The sequence below is a fragment of the Micromonospora zingiberis genome, from assembly GCF_004331455.1.
Taxonomy (GTDB): domain Bacteria; phylum Actinomycetota; class Actinomycetes; order Mycobacteriales; family Micromonosporaceae; genus Micromonospora; species Micromonospora zingiberis.
In genome coordinates this window covers 73,210-97,695 of record NZ_SJJR01000014.1, presented here as the reverse complement: position 1 = coordinate 97,695, position 24,486 = coordinate 73,210, and the positions used below count along the sequence as shown (strand labels likewise).

23 protein-coding genes are annotated in these 24,486 nt (G+C 70.7%); 13 read left to right on the top strand and 10 right to left on the bottom strand.

Translation table 11 applies throughout. The features are described from left to right. Positions 1 to 97 precede the first annotated feature (97 nt). Genes E0H26_RS20055 through E0H26_RS20045 form a run of 3 tightly spaced genes read right to left on the bottom strand, consistent with a single transcriptional unit; the run spans position 98 to position 2,807 of the window. On the bottom strand, positions 98 to 736 hold the full coding sequence (locus E0H26_RS20055; RefSeq protein ID WP_131305866.1) for a TetR/AcrR family transcriptional regulator: 639 nt from the start codon (positions 734 to 736) through the stop codon (positions 98 to 100). Positions 737 to 769: 33 nt separating this feature from the next. Then, entirely contained in the window at positions 770 to 1,732 is a 963-nt protein-coding gene (locus E0H26_RS20050) for a ketopantoate reductase family protein (RefSeq protein WP_131305863.1), read from the bottom strand. Then, positions 1,707 to 2,807 carry an enolase C-terminal domain-like protein gene (locus E0H26_RS20045; RefSeq protein WP_131305860.1) on the bottom strand — a complete coding sequence of 367 codons (1,101 nt, stop codon included), beginning with the start codon at positions 2,805 to 2,807 and terminating at the stop codon, positions 1,707 to 1,709. The genes E0H26_RS20050 and E0H26_RS20045 overlap by 26 nt, the downstream gene beginning before the upstream one ends. A 122-nt stretch (positions 2,808 to 2,929) precedes the next feature. Here E0H26_RS20045 and E0H26_RS20040 point away from each other — a divergent pair, with 122 nt between their 5' ends. The 8 genes from E0H26_RS20040 (at position 2,930) to E0H26_RS20005 (ending at position 10,875) form a co-directional block, all read left to right on the top strand. Beyond that, the gene (locus E0H26_RS20040) at positions 2,930 to 3,700 is read left to right on the top strand and encodes an SDR family NAD(P)-dependent oxidoreductase (protein WP_165521926.1); all 771 of its coding nucleotides are present in this window, start codon (positions 2,930 to 2,932) and stop codon (positions 3,698 to 3,700) included. A 149-nt stretch (positions 3,701 to 3,849) separates the two neighbouring features. Continuing rightward, complete coding sequence (locus E0H26_RS20035) at positions 3,850 to 5,046, top strand: thiolase family protein (protein WP_131305857.1); 1,197 nt, start codon at positions 3,850 to 3,852, stop codon at positions 5,044 to 5,046. After that, a complete protein-coding gene (locus E0H26_RS20030; protein WP_131305854.1) occupies positions 5,043 to 5,957 on the top strand; it encodes an enoyl-CoA hydratase-related protein in 915 nt (304 codons plus the stop codon). The genes E0H26_RS20035 and E0H26_RS20030 overlap by 4 nt, the downstream gene beginning before the upstream one ends. Then, complete coding sequence (locus tag E0H26_RS20025) at positions 5,944 to 7,182, top strand: acyl-CoA dehydrogenase family protein (protein WP_131305851.1); 1,239 nt, start codon at positions 5,944 to 5,946, stop codon at positions 7,180 to 7,182. The genes E0H26_RS20030 and E0H26_RS20025 overlap by 14 nt, the downstream gene beginning before the upstream one ends. Before the next feature lie 13 nt (positions 7,183 to 7,195). Further along, positions 7,196 to 7,822: a TetR/AcrR family transcriptional regulator gene (locus E0H26_RS20020; RefSeq protein ID WP_131305849.1), complete on the top strand. Its 627-nt coding sequence runs from the start codon at positions 7,196 to 7,198 to the stop codon at positions 7,820 to 7,822. Between the two features lie 75 nt (positions 7,823 to 7,897). Then, the gene (locus E0H26_RS20015; RefSeq protein ID WP_131305846.1) at positions 7,898 to 8,686 is read left to right on the top strand and encodes a crotonase/enoyl-CoA hydratase family protein; all 789 of its coding nucleotides are present in this window, start codon (positions 7,898 to 7,900) and stop codon (positions 8,684 to 8,686) included. Continuing rightward, positions 8,683 to 9,705 carry a phosphotransferase family protein gene (locus E0H26_RS20010; RefSeq protein ID WP_165521916.1) on the top strand — a complete coding sequence of 341 codons (1,023 nt, stop codon included), beginning with the start codon at positions 8,683 to 8,685 and terminating at the stop codon, positions 9,703 to 9,705. The genes E0H26_RS20015 and E0H26_RS20010 overlap by 4 nt, the downstream gene beginning before the upstream one ends. 21 nt (positions 9,706 to 9,726) lie before the next feature. Further along, a complete protein-coding gene (locus tag E0H26_RS20005) occupies positions 9,727 to 10,875 on the top strand; it encodes an acyl-CoA dehydrogenase family protein (protein ID WP_131305840.1) in 1,149 nt (382 codons plus the stop codon). A gap of 38 nt (positions 10,876 to 10,913) precedes the next feature. On the opposite strand, the gene E0H26_RS20000 is transcribed toward E0H26_RS20005, so the two are convergent. Beyond that, a complete protein-coding gene (locus tag E0H26_RS20000; RefSeq protein ID WP_131305837.1) occupies positions 10,914 to 11,714 on the bottom strand; it encodes an enoyl-CoA hydratase/isomerase family protein in 801 nt (266 codons plus the stop codon). Between the two features lie 70 nt (positions 11,715 to 11,784). Here E0H26_RS20000 and E0H26_RS19995 point away from each other — a divergent pair, with 70 nt between their 5' ends. The 4 genes from E0H26_RS19995 to E0H26_RS19980 are packed head-to-tail and all read left to right on the top strand — an operon-like array spanning position 11,785 to position 17,671. Next, complete coding sequence (locus E0H26_RS19995) at positions 11,785 to 12,870, top strand: CaiB/BaiF CoA transferase family protein (protein ID WP_206025252.1); 1,086 nt, start codon at positions 11,785 to 11,787, stop codon at positions 12,868 to 12,870. 41 nt (positions 12,871 to 12,911) lie between these two features. Next, complete coding sequence (icmF, locus tag E0H26_RS19990; RefSeq protein ID WP_131305831.1) at positions 12,912 to 16,121, top strand: fused isobutyryl-CoA mutase/GTPase IcmF; 3,210 nt, start codon at positions 12,912 to 12,914, stop codon at positions 16,119 to 16,121. 27 nt (positions 16,122 to 16,148) lie between these two features. Then, positions 16,149 to 16,907 (top strand): SDR family NAD(P)-dependent oxidoreductase, encoded by a 759-nt coding sequence (locus tag E0H26_RS19985; protein WP_131305828.1) that lies wholly within the window; start codon positions 16,149 to 16,151, stop codon positions 16,905 to 16,907. Continuing rightward, positions 16,904 to 17,671: an enoyl-CoA hydratase/isomerase family protein gene (locus E0H26_RS19980; RefSeq protein ID WP_131305825.1), complete on the top strand. Its 768-nt coding sequence runs from the start codon at positions 16,904 to 16,906 to the stop codon at positions 17,669 to 17,671. The genes E0H26_RS19985 and E0H26_RS19980 overlap by 4 nt, the downstream gene beginning before the upstream one ends. Before the next feature lie 261 nt (positions 17,672 to 17,932). On the opposite strand, the gene E0H26_RS19975 is transcribed toward E0H26_RS19980, so the two are convergent. Continuing rightward, the gene (locus E0H26_RS19975; RefSeq protein WP_206025251.1) at positions 17,933 to 18,607 is read right to left on the bottom strand and encodes a zinc-binding dehydrogenase; all 675 of its coding nucleotides are present in this window, start codon (positions 18,605 to 18,607) and stop codon (positions 17,933 to 17,935) included. A gap of 107 nt (positions 18,608 to 18,714) precedes the next feature. Between E0H26_RS19975 and E0H26_RS19970 the strand changes: the two genes are divergently transcribed. Next, positions 18,715 to 19,281 (top strand): TetR/AcrR family transcriptional regulator, encoded by a 567-nt coding sequence (locus E0H26_RS19970; RefSeq protein WP_131305822.1) that lies wholly within the window; start codon positions 18,715 to 18,717, stop codon positions 19,279 to 19,281. 292 nt (positions 19,282 to 19,573) lie between these two features. Here the strand turns inward: E0H26_RS19970 and E0H26_RS19965 are convergent, their stop codons facing one another. The 5 genes from E0H26_RS19965 to E0H26_RS19945 are packed head-to-tail and all read right to left on the bottom strand — an operon-like array spanning position 19,574 to position 24,371. Further along, positions 19,574 to 20,431 (bottom strand): fumarylacetoacetate hydrolase family protein, encoded by an 858-nt coding sequence (locus E0H26_RS19965; protein WP_131305819.1) that lies wholly within the window; start codon positions 20,429 to 20,431, stop codon positions 19,574 to 19,576. A 15-nt stretch (positions 20,432 to 20,446) separates the two neighbouring features. Further along, positions 20,447 to 21,880: an amidohydrolase family protein gene (locus tag E0H26_RS19960; protein WP_131305816.1), complete on the bottom strand. Its 1,434-nt coding sequence runs from the start codon at positions 21,878 to 21,880 to the stop codon at positions 20,447 to 20,449. Positions 21,881 to 21,910: 30 nt separating this feature from the next. After that, positions 21,911 to 22,753, bottom strand: a complete 843-nt coding sequence (locus tag E0H26_RS19955) for an alpha/beta fold hydrolase (protein ID WP_131305813.1) — start codon at positions 22,751 to 22,753, stop codon at positions 21,911 to 21,913. Next, positions 22,750 to 23,133, bottom strand: coding sequence for a RidA family protein (locus tag E0H26_RS19950; RefSeq protein ID WP_131305810.1), 384 nt, complete (start codon positions 23,131 to 23,133; stop codon positions 22,750 to 22,752). The genes E0H26_RS19955 and E0H26_RS19950 overlap by 4 nt, the downstream gene beginning before the upstream one ends. Positions 23,134 to 23,147: 14 nt before the next feature. Then, positions 23,148 to 24,371: an FAD-dependent oxidoreductase gene (locus E0H26_RS19945; RefSeq protein WP_131305807.1), complete on the bottom strand. Its 1,224-nt coding sequence runs from the start codon at positions 24,369 to 24,371 to the stop codon at positions 23,148 to 23,150. Positions 24,372 to 24,486 lie beyond the last annotated feature (115 nt).

Genomic DNA, 24,486 nt, shown 5'->3' with positions numbered 1-24,486 from the left:
CGCCGGCCACGGATCAGTAGGGTGTGGGGCCGCTGACGAGCAGCCGGACGCGACTGCCCGCGAAGCGGGTCACGGTGACCCGCGAGCGGGCCCGGGATCAGCGCTGGCTCGACCGCAGAGTCTTGCGCCAGACCGTGGACAGCGCCTCCACCAACCGGTCCTCGTCGAAGTTCTTGTCCAGACAGAACCAGAGGTAGCAGCTGTATTCCAGCATCGCGCCGAGCACCTCGGCGGTGTACTCGACGTCGATGTCGGGATCGGCCAGCATGCCGCTGGACGCCATCCGGGTGATGCCGCGCCGGGTACGGCGCACGAAGGTGTCCCGGATGTCCAGGCGCAGCTCGCGCATCTCCGGCGAGAAGGTGCCCACCTGCTCGATCAACCCGATCATCTGCGCATGTGGACGGTACGCGTGCACGAAGCGGCGGACCAGGTCGCGGATACGCTCGTCGAAGCCGGTGGTCGGGATCGGCGTGGCCATCGAGGCGAGCATCGAGTCGACCACGTCGTGCGCCACCGCCGAGAAGATGGCTTCCTTCGTGTCGAAGTAGGTGTAGAAGGTGCCGTGGGAGACCTGCGCCTCCTTCACCACGTCGCGGACCCGGGTCTCGATGAAGCCCTTGCGTTCGAAGACCCGCCGCGCCGCGTCCAACAGTTCCCGCTTGCGCGCGGCACCACGATCGGTGAGCGGGCCGTTGTCGCGACGCGCCTGCTGGACCTCGGTCGGGCCGGGCATGTGATCTCCTGGGTGAAGCCGATGTCGGGAGCATCAGGGCGAGGGCGAGGCTCGTACCGGAGACAGCGTCTCCAGTAGATCGGTCGCCATCTGTGAAAAGGGTGCGTCAACCTTGTTGAGCCGCGCAACCCGCACCAGTGCACCACTGATGGCGTCGTGTTCGAACCGCCGACCGGCGTGCAGATCCTGCCACATCGACGAACGTACGGTCGCGGGAAACGCCGCGAACTCGTCGAGCATGGATTCGGCCAGTTCCGGCGGCAGCGTGGCGTGCCGGGTGGCCGCGACCGCGCGTACCTCGGCGACCAGCGCGGCGGCGATCCGGCGCAGTTCCGGCCGTCGCCCCAGCTCGCGTACGGGTAGGTCGGTGATGGTGGTCAGCGAGTTGCCGACCACGTTGTAGGCGAGCTTGGTCCACAGCGCGGCGACGAAGTCCTCGACCACCTCCACCCGCAGCGAGGTCGGCGCGGCGAGGCGGGCGAAGTCCCGGCCCGCGTCGTCGGCCGGTACCCGCACCAGGCCGTCCAGCGTCTGCACCACCCGGCCGGGGCCGCGGCGCTCCGCGCCGTAGGTGACGATCGCCGGTACGACCCGGGTGGGGTCGGCGAAGGGCGCCATCCGCTCCCGGTGCTCCACCCCGTTCTGCGCGACCAGGATCCGGGCTCCGGCGGTGGCCGGCGTGCCCAGCCAGGCGCCGAGCCGGGCGGTGTCGTAGGTCTTGGTCGCGACCACCACCCATTCCAGCGGCGGCAGCGACGCGGGGTCGACGACAGGCGTCACCGGCACCGTGACCGGCGGCGAGTCACCGGTCGGCCCGCGCCGGCTGAACGTCAGCCCGGGGATCGACCGGCGGGCGGCGACCAGGACGTCGAGCGCGGGCGACTCGGCGAGCCGGGCGCCGAGCAGTCCGCCGATCGCGCCAGCACCGAGGACCAGCACCCGCCGGGGCGCGCCCGGCGGGTGCCCGGCCTCAGCTGAACTGTCTGGTGGTGGCATCGTCGATCACGTCCCAGTCCAGCTCGTAGCCCAGCCCGGGGGCGGTGGGCGCGCGCACGTACCCGTCGTCACCGACCTCGATGACGTCCTTCATGCCGAAGTCCAGCGGTCCACGCGGGTAGGGCAGCTCGAAGAACTCGCAGTTGCGCACCGAGAGGATGTAGTGCAGGTGCGCGGCCTGGACCAGCGTCGAACCGTATGAGTGCGGCTCCATCCGCCGGTTGTGCAGCTCGGCCAACGCGCCGATCTTGCGTAGGCCGGTGATGCCGCCGATGATGTCGCCGACCGCGCGCAGCCCGTCGCAGGCGCCCTGGGTGAGGTAGTGCGCGAAGGTCCACGGTCCCCGCGCGGTGGACTCGCCCATCAGCACCGGCACGTCGAGCACCTGGCAGAGCTGCACGAACCCGGCGACGTCGTCGTCGCGCATCGGGTCCTCGTACCAGTGGAAGCCGAGCTTCTCGATCTCGCGGCCGACCCGTACCGCGTCGTGCCAGTCGTACGCGCTGGTGGCGTCGAGCATCAGGGTGAAGTCGTCGCCGACCGCGGCCCGGGTGGCGCGGCACGCCTCGATGTCCTTGTCCGGGGTGGCCGCCGCGTGCAGCTTCACCCCGTGCAGCCCCTGCTCCTTGCACTTTACCGCGATGTCCGCGTAGTCCTGCGCGTGCTTCTGGGTCTCGGTGGTGATGTAGACCGGCACCCGGTCCCGGTACGCCCCGAGCAGTTCGTAGACCGGCCGTCCGGCGGCCTTGCCGGCGATGTCCCAGAGCGCGATGTCGATGTTGCTGGCCGCCTTCGGCGAGATCATGTAGCGGCTGAAGGCCATCAACTCCTGCCAGATCTTCTCGCGCTGGAAGGGGTCGGCCCCGAGCAGCAGCGGCTTGAAGAAGTGGTTTGCCGACTCGGCGATCTCGTGTGGTGCCGCCGGCAGCCACGAGGTGGAGACGCCGGTGATGCCCTCGTCCGTCTCGATCTCGAAGACCGTCATGGTGAGCTGCACCGGGGGGATGTCCTCGCGCCACTGGAAGACGAACTCGGGGGGCGCGACGACCCGGGTCCGCAGATCGGTGATCTTCATGCGTTCGCCCTTCCGGTATTACAGGAATGTGAACGGCGTCACTTGCCCGAACGTAGGGGCAAGTTGACACTCATGTCAATAGACGCCGACCGGGTCGGCTCCGGCACTGCGAAGGGACGTCGATGGGTACCGAGTTGTTCGACCTGACCGGCCGCCGGGCGGTGGTGACCGGCGGCACCGCCGGCATCGGCCTGGCCATCGCGGGTGCGCTCGCCGACTTCGGGGCCGATGTGGCCGTCTGGGGGCGCGACGAGGGCCGGGTCCGCGCCGCCGTACGCCGACTCGGCGGCCGATCCGGCCGGCCCAGCGGCCAGGTCGTGGACGTCGCCGACGAGGCAGCCGTCGTCGCCGGCATGGACGAGGCGGTGGCCCACCACGGCGGAGTGGAGATCGTGGTGGTCAACGCCGGCATCGGCGGTACCACCGCCAGGCTGATCGACTCGACGACCGCGGACTACCGCCGGGTGATGGCGGTGAACCTGGACGGCGCCTACTGGACGGTCCGGGAGGCGGCCCGGGTGATGGTGGCGAGCGGCGGGGGCGGTTCGATCATCGCGATCTCCAGCCTCGCCGCGGTCGAGGGGGCCGGCCACAACCAGCCCTACGGCGCGGCCAAGGCCGGGCTGCTCGCGCTCGCCAACGGCGCCGCGGTCGAACTCGCCCGCCACGGCGTACGGGTCAACACCATCCTGCCCGGCTGGATCGCCACCGACATGAGCCAGCAGATGCAGGAGTCGACCGCCTTCACGGAGCGGGTGATCAACCGGGTGCCGTTGCGCCGCTGGGGCCGACCCGACGACCTCGTCGGCGCCGCCGTCTACCTGGCCAGCGACGCCGCCCGGTACACCACCGGCACGGAACTGGTGGTCGACGGCGGTTACCGCGTGTTCTGACCCTTGACCTCTGGTCGACCCCGACCTACATTCGCTTAGCGAGCGCTAAGTAAGCACCAGCCGGTCCGGTTCGGTGGGCGACTATCCGCATCCGCCATGGAAATTCGAGAGCCACCCCGCTCGGACGGGGCGGGGACGGGAGGTTCGGCGTGGTCGACGCAGTGCTGGTGGACGTGGTGCGGACCGCGTCCGGGCGGGGAAAGCCGGGCGGCGCCCTGTCCGGGGTGCATCCGGCGGAGTTGCTCGCCGGAGTGATCCGGGCGGTGGTGGAGCGCAACGGGCTGGACGGCAGCGAGGTCGACGACGTGATCGCCGGCTGTGTGAGCCAGTGCGGCGACCAAGCCATGAACGTCGCCCGCACCGCCGCCCTCGCCGCCGGGCTGCCCGAGCAGGTGCCGGCCACCACCGTCGACCGCCAATGCGGCTCCAGCCAGCAGGCGGTCCACTTCGCGGCTCAGGGGGTGCTGGCCGGCGCCTACGACGTCGCGATCGCCTGCGGGGTGGAGAGCATGAGCCGGGTGCCGATGGGCTCGGCCAACGCCGGTGGCGATCCGCTCGCCCCGCTGGCCGGCCGCTACCCGGACGGGCTGGTCGGTCAGGGCGTGTCGGCCGAACTGATCGCCGCGCGGTGGAAGCTCAGCCGGAGCCAGCTCGACGAGTACGCCGCCGCCTCGCACGAACGGGCCGCCCGGGCCACGGCCACCGGCGGCTTCTCCCGTGAGATCGTCCCGGTCGACGTCACCGACGCCACCGGTGCGGTACGCGCCCACACCGTCGACGAAACCATCCGGGCCGGCACCACCGCACAGAAGCTGGCCGGCCTACCGCCCGCCTTCCACACCGCGGCGCTCGCCGCCCGGTATCCCGAACTTGGCTGGCAGATCACCCCGGGCAACTCGTCGCCGTTGACCGACGGCGCCTCGGCCGCGCTGATCATGAGTGCCGAACGGGCCCGCACGCTCGGGCTCACACCCCGGGCCCGCTTCCGGGGCTTCGCCGTCACCGGCAGCGACCCGCTGCTCATGCTCACCGGTGTCATTCCGGCCACCGAACGGGTACTGCGCCGGGCCGGGCTCTCCATCGACGACATCGACGCGTTCGAGGTCAACGAGGCGTTCGCGCCGGTCCCACTGGTCTGGGCGCGGGAGTTCAACGTGGACGCCGCCCGCCTCAACCCGCGCGGCGGGGCGATCGCGCTCGGCCACCCGCTCGGCGGCTCCGGCACCCGGCTGCTGGCCACCCTGCTGCACCATCTGGAGGACACCGGCGGGCGGTTCGGTCTGCAGACCATGTGCGAGGGCGGCGGCATGGCCAACGCCACGATCATCGAACGGATCGACCGATGAGCGACCATGTCCGCTACGAGGTCCGCGACCACGTCGCCGTCGTCACGCTCGACCGGCCGGAGGCGCTCAACGCGTTCACCGACCAGATGGAGTCCGGCCTGATCGAGTGCCTGGACGCGGCCGACGCCGACGACGGCGTACGCGTGGTGGTTATCACCGGTGCCGGCCGGGCGTTCTGCGCCGGGATGGACCTGACCGACGGCGCCGACACCTTCCGGGCCTGGCGGACGAGTCCGCACGCCCCGGCCGGGACCCGGTTCGAGGTGCCGGGCGAGGAGTTGCCGATGCGACGTGACGGCGGCGGCCGGGTGGTACTGCGGATCTTCACGGCGCGCAAACCCGTGATCGCCGCGGTCAACGGCCACGCGGTCGGCGTCGGCATCACCATGACCCTGCCCTGCGACATCCGGATCCTCGCCGACGACGCCCGGGTGGGGTTTCCCTTCACCCGGCGGGGCCTGGTGCCCGAGTCGTGCTCGTCGTGGTTCCTGGCCCGCGCGGTGGGACCACAGCGGGCGCTGGAGTGGCTGCTCACCGGCCGGGTCTTCGGCGCCGCCGAGGCACTCGCCGGCGGGCTGGTACGCAGTACCCACCCGGCCGGCGAGGTGCTGCCGGTCGCGCTCGGCCTCGCCGCCGAGATCGCCGAGCGGGCCGCCCCGGTCTCCGCCACGCTGACCCGGCAACTGGTGTGGCGGATGCTCACCGCCGAGCACCCGGCCACCGCACACAAGGCTGAGACGTACCTGCTGAACCTGCGCGGCATGAGCGGCGACGCGGCCGAGGGCATCGCCGCGTTCCTCGACAAGCGCGAGCCCCGGTTTCCCGACCGCGTCTCGCGGGACCTGCCGTCACTGCCGACCGGCGCCGACGCCGACGCCGACCCGACGGGAGATCGTCATGTCCGGGCCTGACCTACGGCTGTCGCCGCAGGGCGAGCAACTCCACACGGAGATGGTCGCGTTCCTGCGCGAGGAGGTGCTACCCGCCGAGGCGGCGTACCACCGGCACCGCGCTGCCGGTGGGCCCGGCGACCACAGCGTTCCGCCGGTGATCGAGGAGCTCAAACGGTCGGCGAGGCGGCGCGGGCTGTGGAACCTCTTCCTGCCGGCGGAGTCCGGGCTCAGCCAGGTGGACTACGCGAGCATCGCCGAGGTCTCCGGCTGGAGCCTGGAACTCGCCCCGGAGGCGATCAACGGCCAGGCGCCCGACACCGGCAACATGGAGTTGCTGCACCTCTTCGGCACCGCCGAGCAGCGGGCGCGGTGGCTGAAGCCGTTGCTGGACGGGCGGATCCGGTCGGCGTTCGCGATGACCGAGCCGGACGTGGCCTCCAGCGACGCCACCAACATCGCCACCACCATTCGGCCCGACGGGGACGGGTACCTGGTGAACGGACGCAAGTGGTGGACCAGCGGGCTGGCCGACCCTCGGTGCGGCCTGCTCGTCGTACTGGGCCGGACGGATTCCGACGCGCCGGCGCACCGGCGGCACTCGATCGTGCTGGTGCCCAGGGACACGCCGGGCGTGACCGTGCACCGGGACGTGCCGGTCTTCGGCCGCCACGACCAGCACGGTCACTGCGAGGTGAGCTTCCACGACGTACGGGTGCCGGCGGCGAACCTGCTCGGCGCGCCCGGCGACGGCTTCACGATGGCCCAGGCCCGCCTCGGCCCGGGCCGCATCCATCACTGTATGCGGGCGCTCGGGGCGGCCGAACGGGCGTTGGCCATGCTGATCGCCCGGGCCCGCGCCCGGATCGCGTTCGGTCAGCCGCTGCTGGAACGCGAGACGGTCCAGCGGGAGATCGCCGAGTCCCGGATCGCGATCGACCAGGCCCGGCTGCTCTGCCAGGCCGCCGCGCGGACCATCGACGAGGCCGGCAACCGGGCCGCGGCGCCGCAGGTCGCGATGGTCAAGGCGATCGTGCCCCGGGTCGCCACCGAGGTCATCGACCGGGCGATCCAGGTGCACGGCGGCGCCGGGGTCAGCGACGACGTGCCGCTGGCGGCGATGTGGGGGTGGCACCGGGCCATGCGGATCTTCGACGGCCCCGACGAGGTTCACCTACGCTCGGTGGCCCGGGCCGAGATCCGTCGACGGCCCCTGGTCGACCTGTCGCTAGAGTTCTCAGCATGAGGCGGTCGGCGGCATGAGGCGGTCGACGGCCGGTACCCCGGAGGACGACCCGCGGGCGCGGGCGTCGCGACCGGTCGCGCTCACCCCGATGCTGACGGCGGCGCTGGAGGCGTTCTACGAGAACGGTTACCACGGCGCCACGGTGCGGGACATCGCCAGCCGGGTGGGCGTCACGGTGCCGGCCCTCTACTACCACCACGAGAACAAGGAGGCGCTGCTCTACGCCCTGCTGGACACCTCGATCAGCCGGCTGGACACCGTCTGCCACCTGGTCGACATCGGCGGCGGCAGTCCGGTGCAGCGCTTCAACGACCTGGTCGAGTGCCTGGTGCGACACATGGCGGTCAGCGGCAAGCTCGCCTATCTCGACGGTGAACTGCGATCGCTGACGCCGGAGCACCGGCGCGGCTACATCGCCAAGCGGTCGGCGATCGAGGCTCGACTGCTGCGCGCGGTCGAGGAGGGCGTCGCCGAGGGCTCCTTCGACCTGGCGTACCCCCGGGACACCGTGCGGGCGATGCTCGGCACCATCCAGGCGGTCGCGACCTGGTACCGGCCGGACGGCGAGCTCTCGCTGGACGACCTGGTGAAACGATATCTGTCGATCCTGTCCCGGATGGCCGGCCTGCGGTCTGCCTGACCCTTTCCCGGCCATGAGGCCAGCGGTCCGGCCTTGCCGCCGGACTGAGCGAGCGATAAGTAAGCAGGAGTGGAGATGGTTTCTTCCGAGCCGGCGCTGCTGGAGATCCGGGACGGCGTCGCCGTGGTGACGCTGAACCGGCCCGAGGCACTCAACGCGGTCAACGCCGAGCTGTCCCGGGCGGTCGGCGACGCCGTCACCGCCGCCGAGGCCGATCCACGGGTCCATGTCATCGTGCTCACCGGCGCGGGCCGGGCATTCTGCGCCGGTGCCGACCTCAAGGCGATCGGCGCCGGCCTGCCGCTGCACCACCCCGGGCATCCGGAGTGGGGCTTCGCCGGCTTCGTCGACCGGCCCCGGGAGAAGCCGACGATCGCGGCAGTGAACGGCCTGGCCCGGGGCGGTGGCACGGAGCTGATGCTCGCCTGCGATCTGGTCGTTCTCAACGAGGAGGCCACCATCGGCCTGCCGGAGGTACGGCGCGGCCTGTTCGCCGCGGCGGGCGGGCTGATCGAACTGCCCCGCCATCTGCCGGTGAAGCTGGCGATGGAACTCGCCCTGACCGGGGCCACCATGGACGCCGCCACCGCCCTGCGCTGGGGCCTGGCGAACCGGGTGTTGCCCGCCGGAGAGGTGCTCGCCGGGGCGCGCGGCCTCGCCGGCGAGATCTCGGCCAACGCGCCCCTCGCCGTACGGGTGAGCCGGCGACTGGTCCGCGGCGCCGCCGGGGCGGGTTCCCCATGGGACGCGGAGTTGCACGACCAACAGCATCGGGCGATCGAGGAACTGCTGGCCAGCGACGACGTTCGGGAGGGCGCGACCGCGTTCGCCGAGAAGCGGGCACCGCACTGGAGCGGATCGTGACGGCGGCACCGGTCGACCTCGCCGTGCTGGCCCGGGTGCTCGCCGAGCGGGAGATCCCCGTCGCGGGACCGCTGACGGCGACCCTGGTGGCCGGCGGCAAGTCGAACCTGACCTTCCGGGTCACCGACGGGGTCAACCGGTGGATCCTGCGCCGCCCGCCGTATGGGTCGTACCACCGGGGGGCGCACGACGTGGCCCGGGAGTACCGGGTGCTGGCGGCGCTCGCCGCCACCGCCGTCCCGGTGCCGACGGTGGTCGCCCTCGGCACCGACCAGGAGGTGCCGTACTACCTGATGGCCGAGGTGCCGGGCGATGTCCTGCGCACCCGCGACGCGGTGGCCGCGGTCGCACCAGCCGACCGGCACCGGCTGTCCATCGCCATGGTCGACACCCTCGCCGACCTGCACGAGGTACGGATCGACGCGGTCGGGCTACGGGACTTCGGCCGGCCGGACGGCTTTCTCGCCCGCCAGCTGGCCCGGTGGCACCGCCAGTACCACGCGGTGTCCCGGCGGCACACCGTGCTGGTGGACGAGCTGGCCAACCGGCTCGGCGCGGGCCTGCCGCCGCCGGTCGGCGCATCGATCGTGCACGGCGACTACCGCGTCGACAACCTCATCGTGACGCCGGACGACCCGGGTCGGATCGCGGCGGTGCTCGACTGGGAGATGGCCACCCTCGGTGACCCGCTCGCCGACCTCGGCACGCTGGTGATGTTCTGGGACGAGGTCGGCCGGCCGTTCAACCCGATCACCGGCGGGCTCACCGCGTTCGCCGGGTTCCTCGACGTGGACGAGGTGGTCTCCCACTACTGCGCCCGTCGCGGACTGGACGACCAGGTCTCCACGGCGCTGCCCTGGTACCTGGCCTTCGCCAAGTTCAAACTGGCGGTGATCCTCGAACAGATCCACGTACGTCACACCTCGGGCCAGACCCTCGGCGACGGCTTCGACGGCATCGGCCGGATGGTCGACGAACTGCTCGACGACTGTGCCCTGGCGACCCTGCCCGCCCGGTGACGGCGAGCTGAAAGGACGGCGATGAAGCGCAACCTCTACACCGACGACCATGAACAGTTCCGCGACGTGGTGCGCACCTTCGTCGCCCGTTCCGTGGTGGACAACCTCGACCGCTGGGAGAGCGAGCGGCTGATCGACCGCGAGGTCTGGCGCGCCGCCGGCAAGCAGGGCGTCATCGGGCTCTCCGCACCGGCTGAGTACGGCGGCGCCGGGCAGCACCACGACTACCGCTACCGCAACATCGTGCTGGAGGAGTTGGCCCGGGTGCACGCCACCTCGCTGGCCTCCAGCTTCTCGTTGCAGGACGACATCACCATCCCGTACCTGCTCACTCTCGGCAGCGCCGAACAGCGGGCCCGGTGGCTGCCGGCGATGGTGGCCGGGGAGCTGATCGGGGCGATCGCGATGACCGAACCGGGCACCGGCAGCGACCTACGCGGGATACGCACCACGGGGCGGCGGGTCGACGGTGGATGGCTGGTCAACGGCGCCAAGACCTTCATCACCAGCGGCATCAACGCCGACCTGGTCATCGTGGTCGCCCGCACCGACGATTCGGGCGGCCTGAGCCTGCTCGTGGTGGAGCGGGACATGGCCGGCTTCAGCCGGGGCCGCAAGCTCGCCAAGATCGGCCTGCACGCCCAGGACACCGCCGAACTCTTCTTCGCCGACGTCTTCGTGCCCGACGCCAACGTCCTCGGTGAGCTGGGCGGTGGGCTCCGGCAACTGGTCGGTCTGCTACCGCTGGAACGCCTCTCCATCGCGGCCCACGCCGTCGCCGTGGCCGACGTCGTGCTCACCGACACCCTCACGTACGTCGACGAACGGCACGCCTTCGGCCAGCCGATCGCCGACTTTCAGAACACCCGGTTCGAGCTGGCGGCGATGGCCACCGAGGTCGACGTGGCCCGGGCCTTCGTGGACAAGGCGATCCTGGCCCACGGCGACGGCGACCTCACCGTGGTCGACGCCGCCAAGGCGAAGCTGTTCGCCTCGGAGATGCAGAACCGGGTCATCGACCGTTGCCTGCAGCTGCACGGCGGCTACGGCTACATGCTGGAGTACCCGGTGGCCCGGGCGTTCTCCGACGCCCGGGTACAGCGCATCTTCGGTGGCACCAACGAGATCATGAAAGAGATCATCGGCCGCGACCTGGTCGGTCGCCGGTGACCGGCCGGGCCCGTGCCCGGCGGCCACCGCCGTGCGGTTCAGCGGCGGTGGTAGCGCGGCGCGCGCTTCTCCAGAAAGGCCCGGGTCGCCTCGACCCGGTCCTCGGTCATGTTGGCCACCATCTGCTGGCGGTTCTCGAACTCGACCGCAGCCCGGAAGCTCGGCGTCTCCAGTGCGATCCACATACCGACCTTGGTCAACTCGACCGACGCCGGCGGGTTGCCGACGATATCGGTCGCGGTTCGACGCGCCTCGGCCAGCAACTCCCCGGCGGGCACCGTTCGGGCCAGCAGTCCACCATGGAGCGCCTCGGCGGCGTCGAAGCGCCGCCCGGTCAGCATCAGCTCGTGGGCCCGCCCGGCCCCCATGATCCGGGGCAGCAGCCAGGACACTCCGATGTCGCAGGCCGAGTAGCCCGCCCTGATGAACGAGACCGCGAAGATCGCCTCCGGCGCCGCTATGCGTACGTCGCTCGCGCAGACCAGGGCGAGTCCACCGCCGGCCGCCGCCCCGTTGACCGCGGCGATCACCGGTTGCGGCAACTCGTGCAGGCGGTGGGCGAGGTCGGCGATCTCGCGCTGCCGGTCGAAGGTGCGCAGCATCTCCCCGTCGGCAGCCACCTGGTCGTCGTCGCCGTACCCGGTGAGGTCGAGGCCGGCGCAGAAGGCCCGCCCCGCGCCGGTGAGGATGACCACCCGGCAGTCGCGGTCGCGGCGGATCGCCGCCAACGCGGTGGTGAGGTCACCCACCATGGCGTGGTTGAGGGCATTGAGCGACCCCGGTCGGTCCAGCGTCAGCGTCGTGATGCCGTCCTCGCCCCGGTCCACCTGCACCGTCATGGCTGCCTTCCCTTCCTCGGCCCGCAACTTAGCGAACGATAACTAGATCCTGGCGAAAGGAGAACCGGCTGTGACCCGCGCCCTCGAGCAAATCCGCGTCCTCGAACTCGCCGGTATCGGCCCCGGCCCGCACGCGGCGATGCTCCTCGCCGACCTCGGCGCCGACGTGGTACGCGTGCAGCGCCCGCACGCCTGGCCCGACCAACTGCCCAGCCACGTGCTGCGCCGGCGTACCACCGTCGAGGCCGACCTCAAGGACCCGGCCCAGCGCGACCACGCCTTGGCCCTCGCCGATCGCGCCGACGTGCTCATCGAGGGCTTCCGCCCCGGCGTGGCCGAACGTCTGGGCCTCGGACCGGAGGTGCTCACCGCGCGCAATCCCCGGCTGGTCTACGCCCGGATGACCGGCTGGGGTCAGAGCGGCCCCCGGGCACACACCGCCGGTCACGACCTCAACTACATCTCGATCACCGGGGTCCTGCACGCCATCGGGCCGGCCGAGACACCGGTGCCGCCACTGAACCTCGCCGGTGACTTCGGCGGCGGCTCGCTCTTCCTCGTGGTCGGGATTCTCGCCGCGCTGGTCGAACGCGAACGTTCCGGGCAGGGCCAGGTGGTCGACGGCGCCATGGTCGACGGCGTCAGCGTGCTGGCCCAGCACGTGCTGGAGATGAAGGCACAGGGCGCGTGGGCGTACGGCCGGGCGCAGAACCTGCTCGACGGCGGCGCACCGTTCTACCGGACGTACCGCTGCGCCGACGACCGCTTCGTCGCCGTCGCCGCCCTGGAGCGCAGGTTCTACGCGCTGCTGCTCAACGGGCTGGAACTCGACCCGGCCAGGCTTCCCGACCAGTACGACCGGGCCGGCTGGCCGGCGCTGGCGGCGGAGTTCGAGCGGGTCTTCCGCACCCGTACCCGCGGCGACTGGAGTCGCGTCTTCGACGGCACCGACGCCTGTGTCACCCCGGTCCTCACCTTCGACGAGGCGGTCGACGAGCCGCATATCGCGGCCCGGGGCAGCCTGCGGTCGGTGCAGGGGCATGTCGGCGCCGGCACCGCACCCCGCCTGTCCCGGTCCGCCCCGCCGCCGGAGGGTGGCGAGGTGCCGGCCACGGTCAGCGACGTGGCCGCCCGATGGGGCACCGCCGCCGGCTGAGAGACCCACCCACCCCCGACAGCGAAGGTCCGAGTGCCGAGATGCCCCTGCACGTCGCCAGCAACCCGATCCGGTTCGTCACCGCGTCGAGCCTCTTCGACGGTCACGACGCGTCCATCAACATCATGCGCCGCATCCTGCAGAAGCAGGGCGTGGAGGTGGTGCACCTCGGCCACAACCGGTCCGTCCAGGAGGTCGCCGACGCCGTCGTACAGGAGGACGCCCAGGGGGTGGCCGTCTCCTCGTACCAGGGCGGGCACGTCGAGTACTTCGAGTACCTGGTCGACTCGCTCGCCACGGCCGGCGCCGGCCGGGTGCGGGTCTACGGCGGCGGTGGCGGCGTCATCGTGCCGGCCGAGATAGCCCGGCTGCGCGGGCGCGGCGTCACCATCTTTTCCCCCGAGGACGGCCAACGGATGGGCCTGCCCGGCATGGTCAACGTGATGGTCCGCGAGTGCGACGTCGATCTCTGGCGGCAGGACCCGGTCGACGCCGCCGCGGTCCTCGCCGGTGACCGGCGCGCGGTGGCCCGGGCGATCACCGGCGCGGAACTCGGCGCGCTGCCGGACCCGATGGTCGACACGCTGCGGGCCGCCGCCGGGCGCCGCCGCACACCGGTGCTCGGCATCACCGGCACCGGCGGCTCCGGCAAGTCCAGCCTCACCGACGAGTTGGTCCGCCGGCTGCGCCTGGACCAGCAGGACAAGCTACGCGTCGCCGTGGTCGCCGTCGACCCGACCCGGCGGGCCACCGGCGGCGCCCTACTCGGCGACCGCATCCGGATGAACGCGCTGGGCGGGAAGAACGTCTACTTCCGGTCCCTGGCCACCCGGGGCAGCCACGAACTGCCCGAGTCGCTCGGCACCATCATCGACCTGCTCAAGGCCGCCGGGTTCGACCTGGTCGTCGTGGAGACCCCCGGCATCGGCCAGGGCGACGCGGCGATCGTCCCGTACGCCGACACCTCGCTGTACGTGATGACACCGGAGTACGGCGCCCCCTCCCAGCTGGAGAAGATCGACATGCTGGGCTTCGCCGATGCCGTGGCGATCAACAAGTTCGAGCGGCGGGGCGCCGAGGACGCGCTGCGCGAGGTGGGCCGTCAACTGGTGCGCAACCGGGAGGCGTTCGGTACGCGTCCGGAGGAGATGCCGGTCTTCGGCACCTCGGCCGCCACCTTCAACGACGACGGGGTGACCGCGCTCTACCAGCACCTCAGGGCACTGCTGGGCGAGGCCGGGCTGCCGGTCGGCGAGGGGGTGCTACCCCGGGTGGACGTCCGGACCTCCACGATGATCCGGCAGTTGCTGCCCAGCTCACGGATCCGGTACCTCGCCGAGATCGCCGAGACGGTACGGGCGTACCACGCCACCGCCGAGCACCATGCGGAGCAGGCCCGACGGGTGCAGCGGTTGGAACTGGTCGCCGCCGAGGTCGACTCGACCCCGGTGCGCGAACTGCTCGCCGACGCCCGGGCGCAACTGCCGGCGGAGGTGAGCCGCCAGCTCGCCGAGTGGCCCGAGGTGGTGTCGGCGTACCGGGGTGCCGAGCACGTCTTCCGGGTACGGGACCGGGAGATCCGTACCCCGCTGACCCGGGAGTCGCTCTCCGGCAACGCCATCCCCCGGGTCGCCCTGCCCCGCTTCACCGACCACGGCGAGTTGGTGCGCTTCTTCCGACGGGAAAACCTGCCGGGCCGCTTTCCGTACACCGCCGGGGTCTTCCCGTTCAAGCGCGACGGCGAGGACCCGGCCCGGATGTTCGCCGGCGAGGGCGACCCATTCCGCACCAACCGCCGGTTCAAGCTGCTCGCGGCAGGCTCCCCCGCCACCCGGCTGTCCACCGCGTTCGACTCGGTGACACTCTACGGCCGCGACCCGGACCTGCGCCCGGACATCTACGGCAAGGTCGGCACCTCCGGCGTCTCGGTCGCCACCGTCGACGATATGCGCGCCCTCTACGACGGCTTCGACCTGCTCTCCCCCGCCACCTCCGTGTCGATGACGATCAACGGACCGGCACCCACCGTGCTCGCCTTCTTCCTCAACACCGTCATCGACCAGCGAACGGCCCGATTCGAGGCCGAGCACGGCCGCCCGCCCGGCCCCGAGGAGCACGGCAGGCTGCGGGCCGAGGCGCTGGGCCAGGTACGCGGCACCGTGCAGGCCGACATCCTCAAGGAGGACCAGGGGCAGAACACCTGCCTGTTCTCCACCGAGTTCTCACTGCGGATGATGGCCGACATCCAGGAGTGGTTCATCGCCAACGACGTGCGTAACTTCTACTCGGTCTCCATCTCCGGCTACCACATCGCCGAGGCCGGGGCGAACCCGATCAGCCAGCTCGCCTTCACCCTTGCCAACGGCTTCACCTACGTGGAGACGTACCTCGCCCGGGGCATGCGGATCGACGACTTCGCGCCGAACCTGTCGTTCTTCTTCTCCAACGGGATGGACCCGGAGTACTCGGTGCTCGGGCGGGTGGCCCGGCGGATCTGGGCGATCGCCATGCGCGACCGGTACGGCGCCAACGAACGCTCGCAGAAGCTGAAGTACCACATCCAGACCAGTGGGCGATCGCTGCACGCGCAGGAGATGGACTTCAACGACATCCGCACCACGTTGCAGGCCCTGATCGCCGTCTACGACAACGCCAACTCGCTGCACACCAACGCATATGACGAGGCGGTCACCACGCCGAGCGAGGAATCGGTCCGCCGGGCGCTGGCCATCCAGCTCATCATCAACCGGGAGTGGGGCCTGGCGATGAACGAGAACCCGTTGCAGGGCTCGTTCGTCATCGACGAACTCACCGACCTGGTCGAGGCGGCCGTGCTGGCCGAGTTCGACCGCATCAACGACCGGGGTGGTGTGCTCGGGGCGATGGAGACCGGCTACCAACGCGGTCGTATCCAGGACGAGTCCATGCACTACGAGCAGCGCAAGCACGACGGCACACTGCCGCTGATCGGGGTCAACACGTACCTGCGGGAGGAGGCCGACGTCCCCGCGGCCGTGCCCGAACTGGCCCGGGCCACCGAGGCCGAGAAGCAGTCGCAGCTGCACCGGCTGCGCGCATTCCAGCAGGCGCACCGCGACGAGGCCACCGTCGCCCTGGCCCGGCTCAAGCAGGCGACCATCACGGGCGAGAACGTCTTCGCCGTGCTGATGGACGCGGCCCGGGTCTGCTCACTGCAACAGATCACCGACGCCTTCTTCGAGGTCGGCGGGGAGTACCGCCGCAACGTCTGACACCACCAGCCAAGAGGAGTCATCAGCATGCGTGTCGCCAACACCGCCGCCGTCGTCACCGGCGGTGCCTCCGGACTCGGCGCGGCCACCGCCGCCGCCCTGGCCGCCCGAGGCGCGTCCGTCTTCGCCCTCGACCTGGCACCGTCGATCGCCCAGGCACCACGGGTCGACGGGGTCACCTACCTCACCGCCGACGTCACCCACGCCGACAGCGTCCGTACCGCCGTGGCCACCGCCGCCGGCTCCGGGGCCCCGCTGCGGGTCGTGGTCAACTGCGCGGGCATCGGCCCCTCGGCCCGGATCCTCGGCCGCAAGGGCGTCCACGACCTCGCGCTGTACGCGAAGATCGTGCAGGTCAACCTGATCGGCACGTTCACCGTGCTGGCGCTGGCCGCCGAACAGATCGCCGAGACCGAAGGCGACGAGCACGGCCAGCGCGGTGTCGTTATCAACACCGCCTCGGTGGCCGCCTACGACGGCCAGATCGGCCAGGCCGCCTACTCCTCGTCCAAGGGCGGAATCGTCGGGCTGACCCTGCCCGCCGCCCGGGACCTCGCCCAGTACGGCATCCGGGTCTGCACCATCGCACCGGGCATCATCGACACCCCGCTGCTCGCCACCGTCTCCGAGGAGTTCCGCACCACGCTGGCCGAGGGCGTCCCGTTCCCCCGACGCCTCGGCCGGCCCGACGAGTTCGCCCAGCTCGCGCTGAGCATCGTCGAGCACGACTACCTCAACGGCGAGGTGTTCCGGATGGACGGTGCGCTGCGGATGGCCCCCCGATGAACCGGCCCGACGCGACCGTGCGGTACGAGGTCGACGGCGCACTGGCCCGGATCACCCTGGACCGGCCGGCCGCCTCCAACGCGATCGACCTGCCCACCGCCGAGGCCCTCGCCGCCAGCGTGGCACGGGCCGCCGACGACGAGGCGGTACGGGCCGTACTGCTCACCGGCGCCGGCCGCCGGTTCTGCGCCGGCGGCGATCTCGCCGCGATGGCCGCCGCACCCGACCGGGGCACGTACGTGCACACCCTCGCCAGCACCCTCGACCGTGCCCTGCGCGCCCTCGCCGACCTGCCGAAACCGGTGGTCGTGGCGGTGCAGGGCGCGGCGGCCGGGGCCGGCCTCGCCGCCGTACTGTCGGCCGACGTCGCGGTGGCGACCCGGTCGGCGACGTTCGCGGCCGCGTACACCGCCGTCGGGCTGACCCCCGACTGCGGATTCTCCCGGCTGCTTCCCCGGGCGGTCGGCCAGCCCCGCGCCCTGTACCTCACCCTCACCGGTCGCCGCCTCACCGCGACCGAGGCATTGGAGTGGGGCGTCGTGGCCGAGGTGGTGGAGGACGACGAGCTGACCACTCGGGTCGAGGCGCTCGCCACCGACCTGGCCGCCGGCCCGGTCCAGGCACTAGGCGAGGCGAAGCGGCTGCTGCGCGCTTCGTGGCACCGGTCACCGCAGGAGGTGGCGGACGACGAGGCCCGCACCATCGCCGGGCTGGTCACCGGGCCGGAGGCAAGCGGACGAATCGACGCCTTTCTCAGCCGTTAGGCCACTGTGGTTGCCGGGCGCTGCCCTCGTCCCGGAGCGCCGGACGGCGCTAGCCTGCCATCCGGCGCCCGGCCTGCCGGCGGGGCGGTTTGCCAGACCGGCCAGGAGGGCAGCCACCTCACCGGCATCGACGGGCTGAAAGCTGACTGCCGTGGACAATTCAGCGCACGACCCCCAGATGAACCCGACGGCGAAGAAGGTCCTGTCGGGCGTAAGGTCGTCGACGGTCAGATTGCCGAAAAGCGCCGATGGCAGTGTGTTTCACATTGTGACGACGAGCTTGCCGGTGGTATGCCGGCAGGCGAAGTCGACGCATGCTTGAGCGCCCTGGTCGAGGGTGTAGCGGCGGCCGATCGTGGCCGGTAGTTCGCCATTGACCGCCATTTCGCCGACCTCGCGCATCCCGCCGAAGGCGCCGTCCATGTCGAGCACGAAGTGCAGACCGACGTCATCGCGGCCGATCCACTCCTGCTGCGGCACCGGGTAGGTGATCGTGAAGAGGCGTCCACCCGGGCGGATGACGTCAGCGACTCCGGCGAGGTGGTCACTCGGCAGGGTCAGGTTGAACGCGACGTCGACATCGGAGGGGTACCCAGATTCCGCGTACCCGATGGTCTCATCGGCGCCAAGAGCTCGCAGAATGGCGGCGTCAGCGGCGGTCGCCGTGGCGATCACCCGCGCCTTCGCGGCGGCGAGTAGCGGGATCACCGCGGTTCCGACGCCGCCGGTCGCGCCGATGACCAGGACGGTCTCCCCGGGCTGCACCGTGGCGGTGGCCATCAGCGCCCGTGCGGTCAGGCCGACGGTGGGCAGCGCGGCCGCCTGCTCGATGTCGAGGCTGACCGGGCGGTGCGCCAGGAACGGGGTGTCGGCCTCGAAGACCGCGTACTCGGCCAGTGAGCCGGTGCTCAGCGACGGCCGGGTCGCACCGACCATCGCCCGGCAGCGCCCGCGGCACGGCCTGACCGAAGATCTCGTCGCCGACCTGGTAGGCCGTCACACCGGCGCCGACCTCGCTGACCGTGCCGGCGAAGGGTGGCGACGTGACCAGCAGCCGCCCGTTGCGTGCCGACGCCGCCGACGAGTTCGCGGAGCGTGGCCTGGACGCCTCGGTCGCCGGCATCGCCCGCCGGGCCGGTCTCGGAAAGGGCACCCTGTTCCGTCATTTCGCCACGAAGGACGACCTGCTCGCCGCGATCGTCCTCGACCGGATCGGCGAACTCAATGCCGTCGGCGAACAGTTGCTCGACGCGGCGGACCCAGGCGCCGCGCTGCTGGAGTTCCTCACCGTCGCCGCAGACCAACGACAGCAACGCGACCTGTCGTTCCTGCAAGATGCCGGCGAGCTGAACGCGAACGTGATCAGGGCCCGCGAGCAGATGTTTCGCACCGTGCACAAGCTTGTCGATCGGGCCCGCGAGCACGGCGCCGTGCGGGCCGACGTCACCGGCGCCGACGTCATCCTGCTGATGTGCGCACCCAACTACGTCACCAGCTACGCGCCAGACGCCCCGCCCGACCTCTGGCGGCGATATCTTGCCATCATCTTCGACGGCCTCCGCCCAGAAGGTGCCCACCCGCTGCCCCACCCGCCGCCAGCCGCCCCTTGACGCCGCCACACAGGGTCTGGCCGATGCTGCTGGCGCGTCTGGGTTCGCTCGGTTGAACGCGCTTACGGGGAACGGAGACCGCCCGGCCGCACCTGGTTGAGCACGTTGGCAAGAGATAACGGAGACGCGGACCGCGCCGCCGACGCCCGGACAAGCCGCACGCCGACAAGGCACCCGAGGCTTACGACCAAAGTCCGTCGTGGCCTACGCGCCCCCAGACCCGGGCGGCGCCGCCACGTCACTCGGCGCGCCCGGGCGGGGCGCCCCTGGGAGGGCGGGCCGGGGTGGTCAATCAGACGACCGCGATCGTGGTGGTGAGCGAGCCGAGTCCGGTGGCGGCGACCTCCACGACGTCACCATCCTCGAGGAAACGCGGCGGGTCGAAGCCGATACCGACGCCGGCCGGCGTGCCGGTGGCGATGATGTCGCCGGGCTGCAGGGTGATACCTGCCGAGATCGTCTCGATCAGGGTGGGGATGTCGAAGATCAGGTCCGAGGCGGGGGCGCTCTGCCGGGGGCTGCCGTTGACGGTGCCGGTGAGCACGAGTTCGGCCAAGTCGATCTCGTCGCGGGTCACGGCCAACGGCCCCATGGGGGCGAACCCGTCGAGCGACTTGCCGAGGAACCACTGCTTGTGGTCACGTTGCAGGTCCCGGGCGGTGAGGTCGTTGATGAGCGTGTACCCCCAGACATGGTCCATCGCCGCGCTCCTGCTGATGCCCTTGCCGCCGGTGCCGATGATGACGGCGAACTCGGCCTCGTAGTCGATCTCCGCCGTGACCGCGCGCGGCACCGTCACCACCGCCCCGGGGTCGGCGACAGCACTCGGCGCCTTGGTGAAGATGATGGGGAACGCCGGCACGGTCACCGAAGAACCGGAGTCGTATCCGCTCGCGGCGAACTCGGCGGCGTGTTCCCGGTAGTTCTTCCCGACACACATGATGTTTCGGGCCGGCCGCGGGATCGGCGCGGTAAGGACAAGATCGTCGTACGCGTGGGTGGCACCGGTGGTCACGACCGGTTGCGACCGTTCGATGAGACCCAGCACTCCTCGTTCGGGATCGTCCAAGGAGATCTCGGCGACCGTGTCGGGGGCGGTGAGGACGCCCACCCGGTAACCGGCGTCGGTGCGGAAACTGACGAACTTCACAGCGGCTCCTCCTGGCTACTCGACAGCGGCTTCCGCCGCGCCGAGCTTTTCCTGCTTGCGCAGATCGTTGATCAGGTCGAGGCGCTGTTCACCCGACCAGTCGAGCTGGGTCCTCGGCCGTTCCCCACCCTCGAAGACCCGGTCGTAGGTGAGTAGTTCCCAGCCGTACTCGTGAGGCAGGTAGTCGTTACGCAGGAACCGCGTACGGATGTCGTCGGGGAAGGTCTGCACCACGCCGTTGAGAATCACGTGCGACATCCGGCCGGGCTGGTAGAGCACCCGGATGTCCTTCAGCGGATCGCCGTCGACGACGATGATGTCCGCCAGTTTGCCCACCGCGAGCACACCCAGATCGTCAGGTAGGCCCATCGCGTTGGCGCCGTGTTTGGTGCCGGCCTGGATCGCCTCGAGCGCGCTCATGCCGGTGTAGAGCATGAGGATCTCCAGCTCGCGCGCATGCCATTCGCCGTACGGGACGGTGGCGAAGCCACTGTCGGTGCCCATGGCGAACTTGACACCGGCCTTGTACGCGCGGTGCAGCGTCTCCATCGTCGCCTCGTTCATCCGCGCCGTCGCGTCGACGATGCTGCGGCGACTACCGGAGATCTTGGCGAACTCGACGATGTGGTGCATGAACAGTTGGGTGGGGGCGAGCGGGATCCGCGACGCCGCGAGGTTGGCGATCGTCTCGTCACTCATGTAGTTGCCGTGCATGATGTGATCGAAGCCGGCCTCTACGGCGGCGTTCATCTCGTCCGAGCCCCGAGCATGGATGGTGATCTTCAGGCCGAGCTGGTGGGCAAGGTCAGCCGCCATTTTCAGCTCGTCGTTGGTGAACGCCTGGAAGTCGCCGAAGGGGCTGTCCGCGAGCTTGATCAGGTCGACGCCGGCCTTCTTCTGCCGCCGGATCTCCGCGACCATCTCGGCGGGAGTGTTGGTAAGCCGGCCGGTGCTGGACTCGGGCACGCCGGTGGCGTCGGGAAACCAGTCGGTGAGGCCGTTGCTGGTGGTGAGGTACCGGCCGGCGGTCGTCATCCGGGGTCCGTGCACGAGCCCACGGCGGATGCCCTCGCGCAACCCGACGCCGATGAAGTAGCTGCCACCGGGCTGGGAGATGCTCGTGACGCCGGCGGCGAGGACCTTCTCGATGTTGGCCGCAGCGATCAGGGTCCGCAACTCAGGCGGGGTGTAGACGCTGATTTCCTCTTCGGTACGGGCGAGGCCGTACGTCATGTGGCAGTGGATGTCGATGAGACCCGGCATGACGGTCTTGCCACGCGCGTCCAGGACGGTGAGGTCGGCGCCACGGGGAATGTCGGTCTCCCGGTTGACGCTGCCCAGTTTCACGATCCGGGCGTTACGCACCAAAACCGAGCATCCCTCGCGCGGAGGGTTGGCGTCACCGTCGACGACGGTGCCGTTTTCGATGAGCAGCCAGGTGTCGCTCATGTTGACGTCCATTCTGATCTGGGGCAGTGATCAAGCCGGCGTTGCGACGAAGTCGTTCACGTGCGCCACGAAGGCGGCAGGGTCCTCGAAGTACGGTGCGTGGCCGCAGCCGGGCATGACGACCAGCTTCGAGCCCGGCAGCAGGTCCCGCGCGGTGTAGGCCATGTGCACCGGCGTCCAGCGATCGTTCTCGCCCCACACCAGCAGCACCGGGATCTCGGGGCGAAGCTCCTGCAGACGGCCGGTCTGCAGGTCTGTGTTGGCCTCCTCGTTGAGGTGGGCGGCGGCGGAGAGCAACGCGCCGCGCGCACCCACGGACGAGTTGATCATCGATTCTTCCCGCACCCACGCTGCCGTGACGTTCGCCGGGTCGGCCACCAGGAAGCCCAGCTTGGCGCGAACAGCCTCAGGGCTACCGTTGGCCACCGTCGCCGGCGGCACCTTGTCGGCGTCGTTCAGCGGGGCGATGCCCATCGTGCCGATCAGCACGAGCCGCTCGACCAGTTCGGGACGGTCGCAGGCGATGCGGGCGGCGACGAGACCACCCAGCGAGGTACCGGCGATCACGACGTCGCGCAGGTGCAGTTCGTCGAGCACACCGGCGACGTACGCGGCGAACGCCTGGGGTCGGTAGTCGATGTCGTCGCGCTTGTCGGCGAATCCGTGCCCGGGAAAGTCGATGGCATAGACGTGGAAGCCGGCGGCAACCAGCCCGGGAATCGTCGGGACGAACCGGTCGGCCCGCGACCCGACGCCGTGCAGGCAGACCAGTACCCGGTCACCGCTACCGGCCTCGATCACCCGGGTCCGGACCCCGCCCACCGTAATCGGGTAGGCGATCACCTCCTCGCGACCGGTGTTGAACGCGGTCACGACCGCACCCGTGCGAGGGCCTCGATCTCGACGACGAACTCGGCTTCCACCAGACCGGCCACGATCAGCAGGGTGTTCGGCGGGTAGACGCCCTGGGGATAGAGTTCGGCGAACACGTCCTTGCGGGTGGCCATGAACGGTGCGATCGTCTCGCGTCCGACGACGTACGTGGTGAACTTGATGACGTCAGCGAAGCCGAGGCCCACCGCCGCCAGGGCGGTGCCGACGTTGGCGAACGCCCCACGTACCTGGCCGGCGGTGTCAGAAGCGCCGGTGCCGAATTGTCCGGCGACAGCGACGAGGTCACCGGAGACACTGACCGGCGAGTAGTCCCCGAAGGACGACAGGCCCTCGACGGCGGGGAGGTAGGTAACAGACATCAGCGAGCCCTTCTTCAGCGGTCGGAGGTGCTGGCGGCCAGTTCGAGTTCGGTGTGCGGCGCCTGGGCGTCGTACTCGTGGATCCAGCGCACGTTCTGGTAGAGGTTGCCCAGGGTGGCGTCCCGCAGCGGGATTTCCGGCCCGTCGGGCAGGTGGAAGAGCCGGTTGCTGACCCAGGAGATCTTCTGGACCCGCTGTGCGCGGTCCATCCGGATCCGGCAGTACGCCTCGAGCCGCTCCGCAAGCGTCTCCGGGCCGTCCCCGGCCAGCAGGTCGGCGAGCACGACCGCGTCCTCGACGCACTGGTTGGCGCCCTGGCCGTGGTGTGGCACCAGCCCGTGTGCGGCGTCACCGAGCAGTACCACGTTGTCGCGCACCCAGCTCGGCAGAGGTCCGAGGCCGAACAGTGCCCACCGGTCGGTGTGGTCGACCGCTTCGATCATCTGTAGGACTGCCGGGTGCCAGCCGCGGAACGCCTCCACCGCGTCCTCGGTGGTGCACGGAATCCGTACACCCCGAGGGTTCGGCCAGACGGTCGGTCCTTCCACGGCGGCCAGGAACGTCGCGTACCTGTAGTCCGGGCCGATCGGAAAGTGCAGGAAGTGCTTGTCGGCACCGAGCCAGAACTGGGTGGCGGTGGGGTCCGGCAGCAGCGAGCAGGACTCGATCGGCACCACGCCCCGGAAACCGCTGGTCCGCGAGTACATGGTGTGGTCCAGGCCGTCGGTCATCCAGGTGCGGATCTTCGACCAGATGCCGTCGGCACCGACCACCAGGTCGGCCTCCACGGTGGCCCCGTTGTCGAAGTGCAGAAGCGTGGTCGGGCCGGTGCGCTCCAGCCGCGCCAGGCGGTGCCCGAGGTGGATCGTGCCCGGCTGCACCGCCTCGGCGAGGATCCTCTGCAACGCCTGGCGGTGGATTCCGTAGTACGGCGCGCCGAACTGTTGCCGATACCAGCCGCCCTCCGTCAACGGGTAGCTGACGATGCGGTCGGCGCTCAGGCCGCTCCGGAAGATCAGCTCGGTGGGTTCGGACCCGTACTCGGCAAGCTGAGCGGCCAGGCCGAGGCGGTGCAGCAACCGGGTGGCGTTCGACCAGAGCGCGACGCCCGCACCGACCTCGTCGAGGATGTCGGCTTGCTCGTACACGTCGACTGCGATGCCCCGCTGTTGCAGGGCGATCGCCAATGTCAGGCCGCCAATGCCGCCGCCGACGATGGCGATCCGATTTTCAGGCATGGGAACTCCTCGGGTTGCACGGTGCGAGTGGGCGCCGGGTCGGCGCTCGGCCGACCTGGCACGGCGCTCGTCCAGTGGCACCGCTCACGCCCTGAAGGCAAGGATCAAGTTAAGC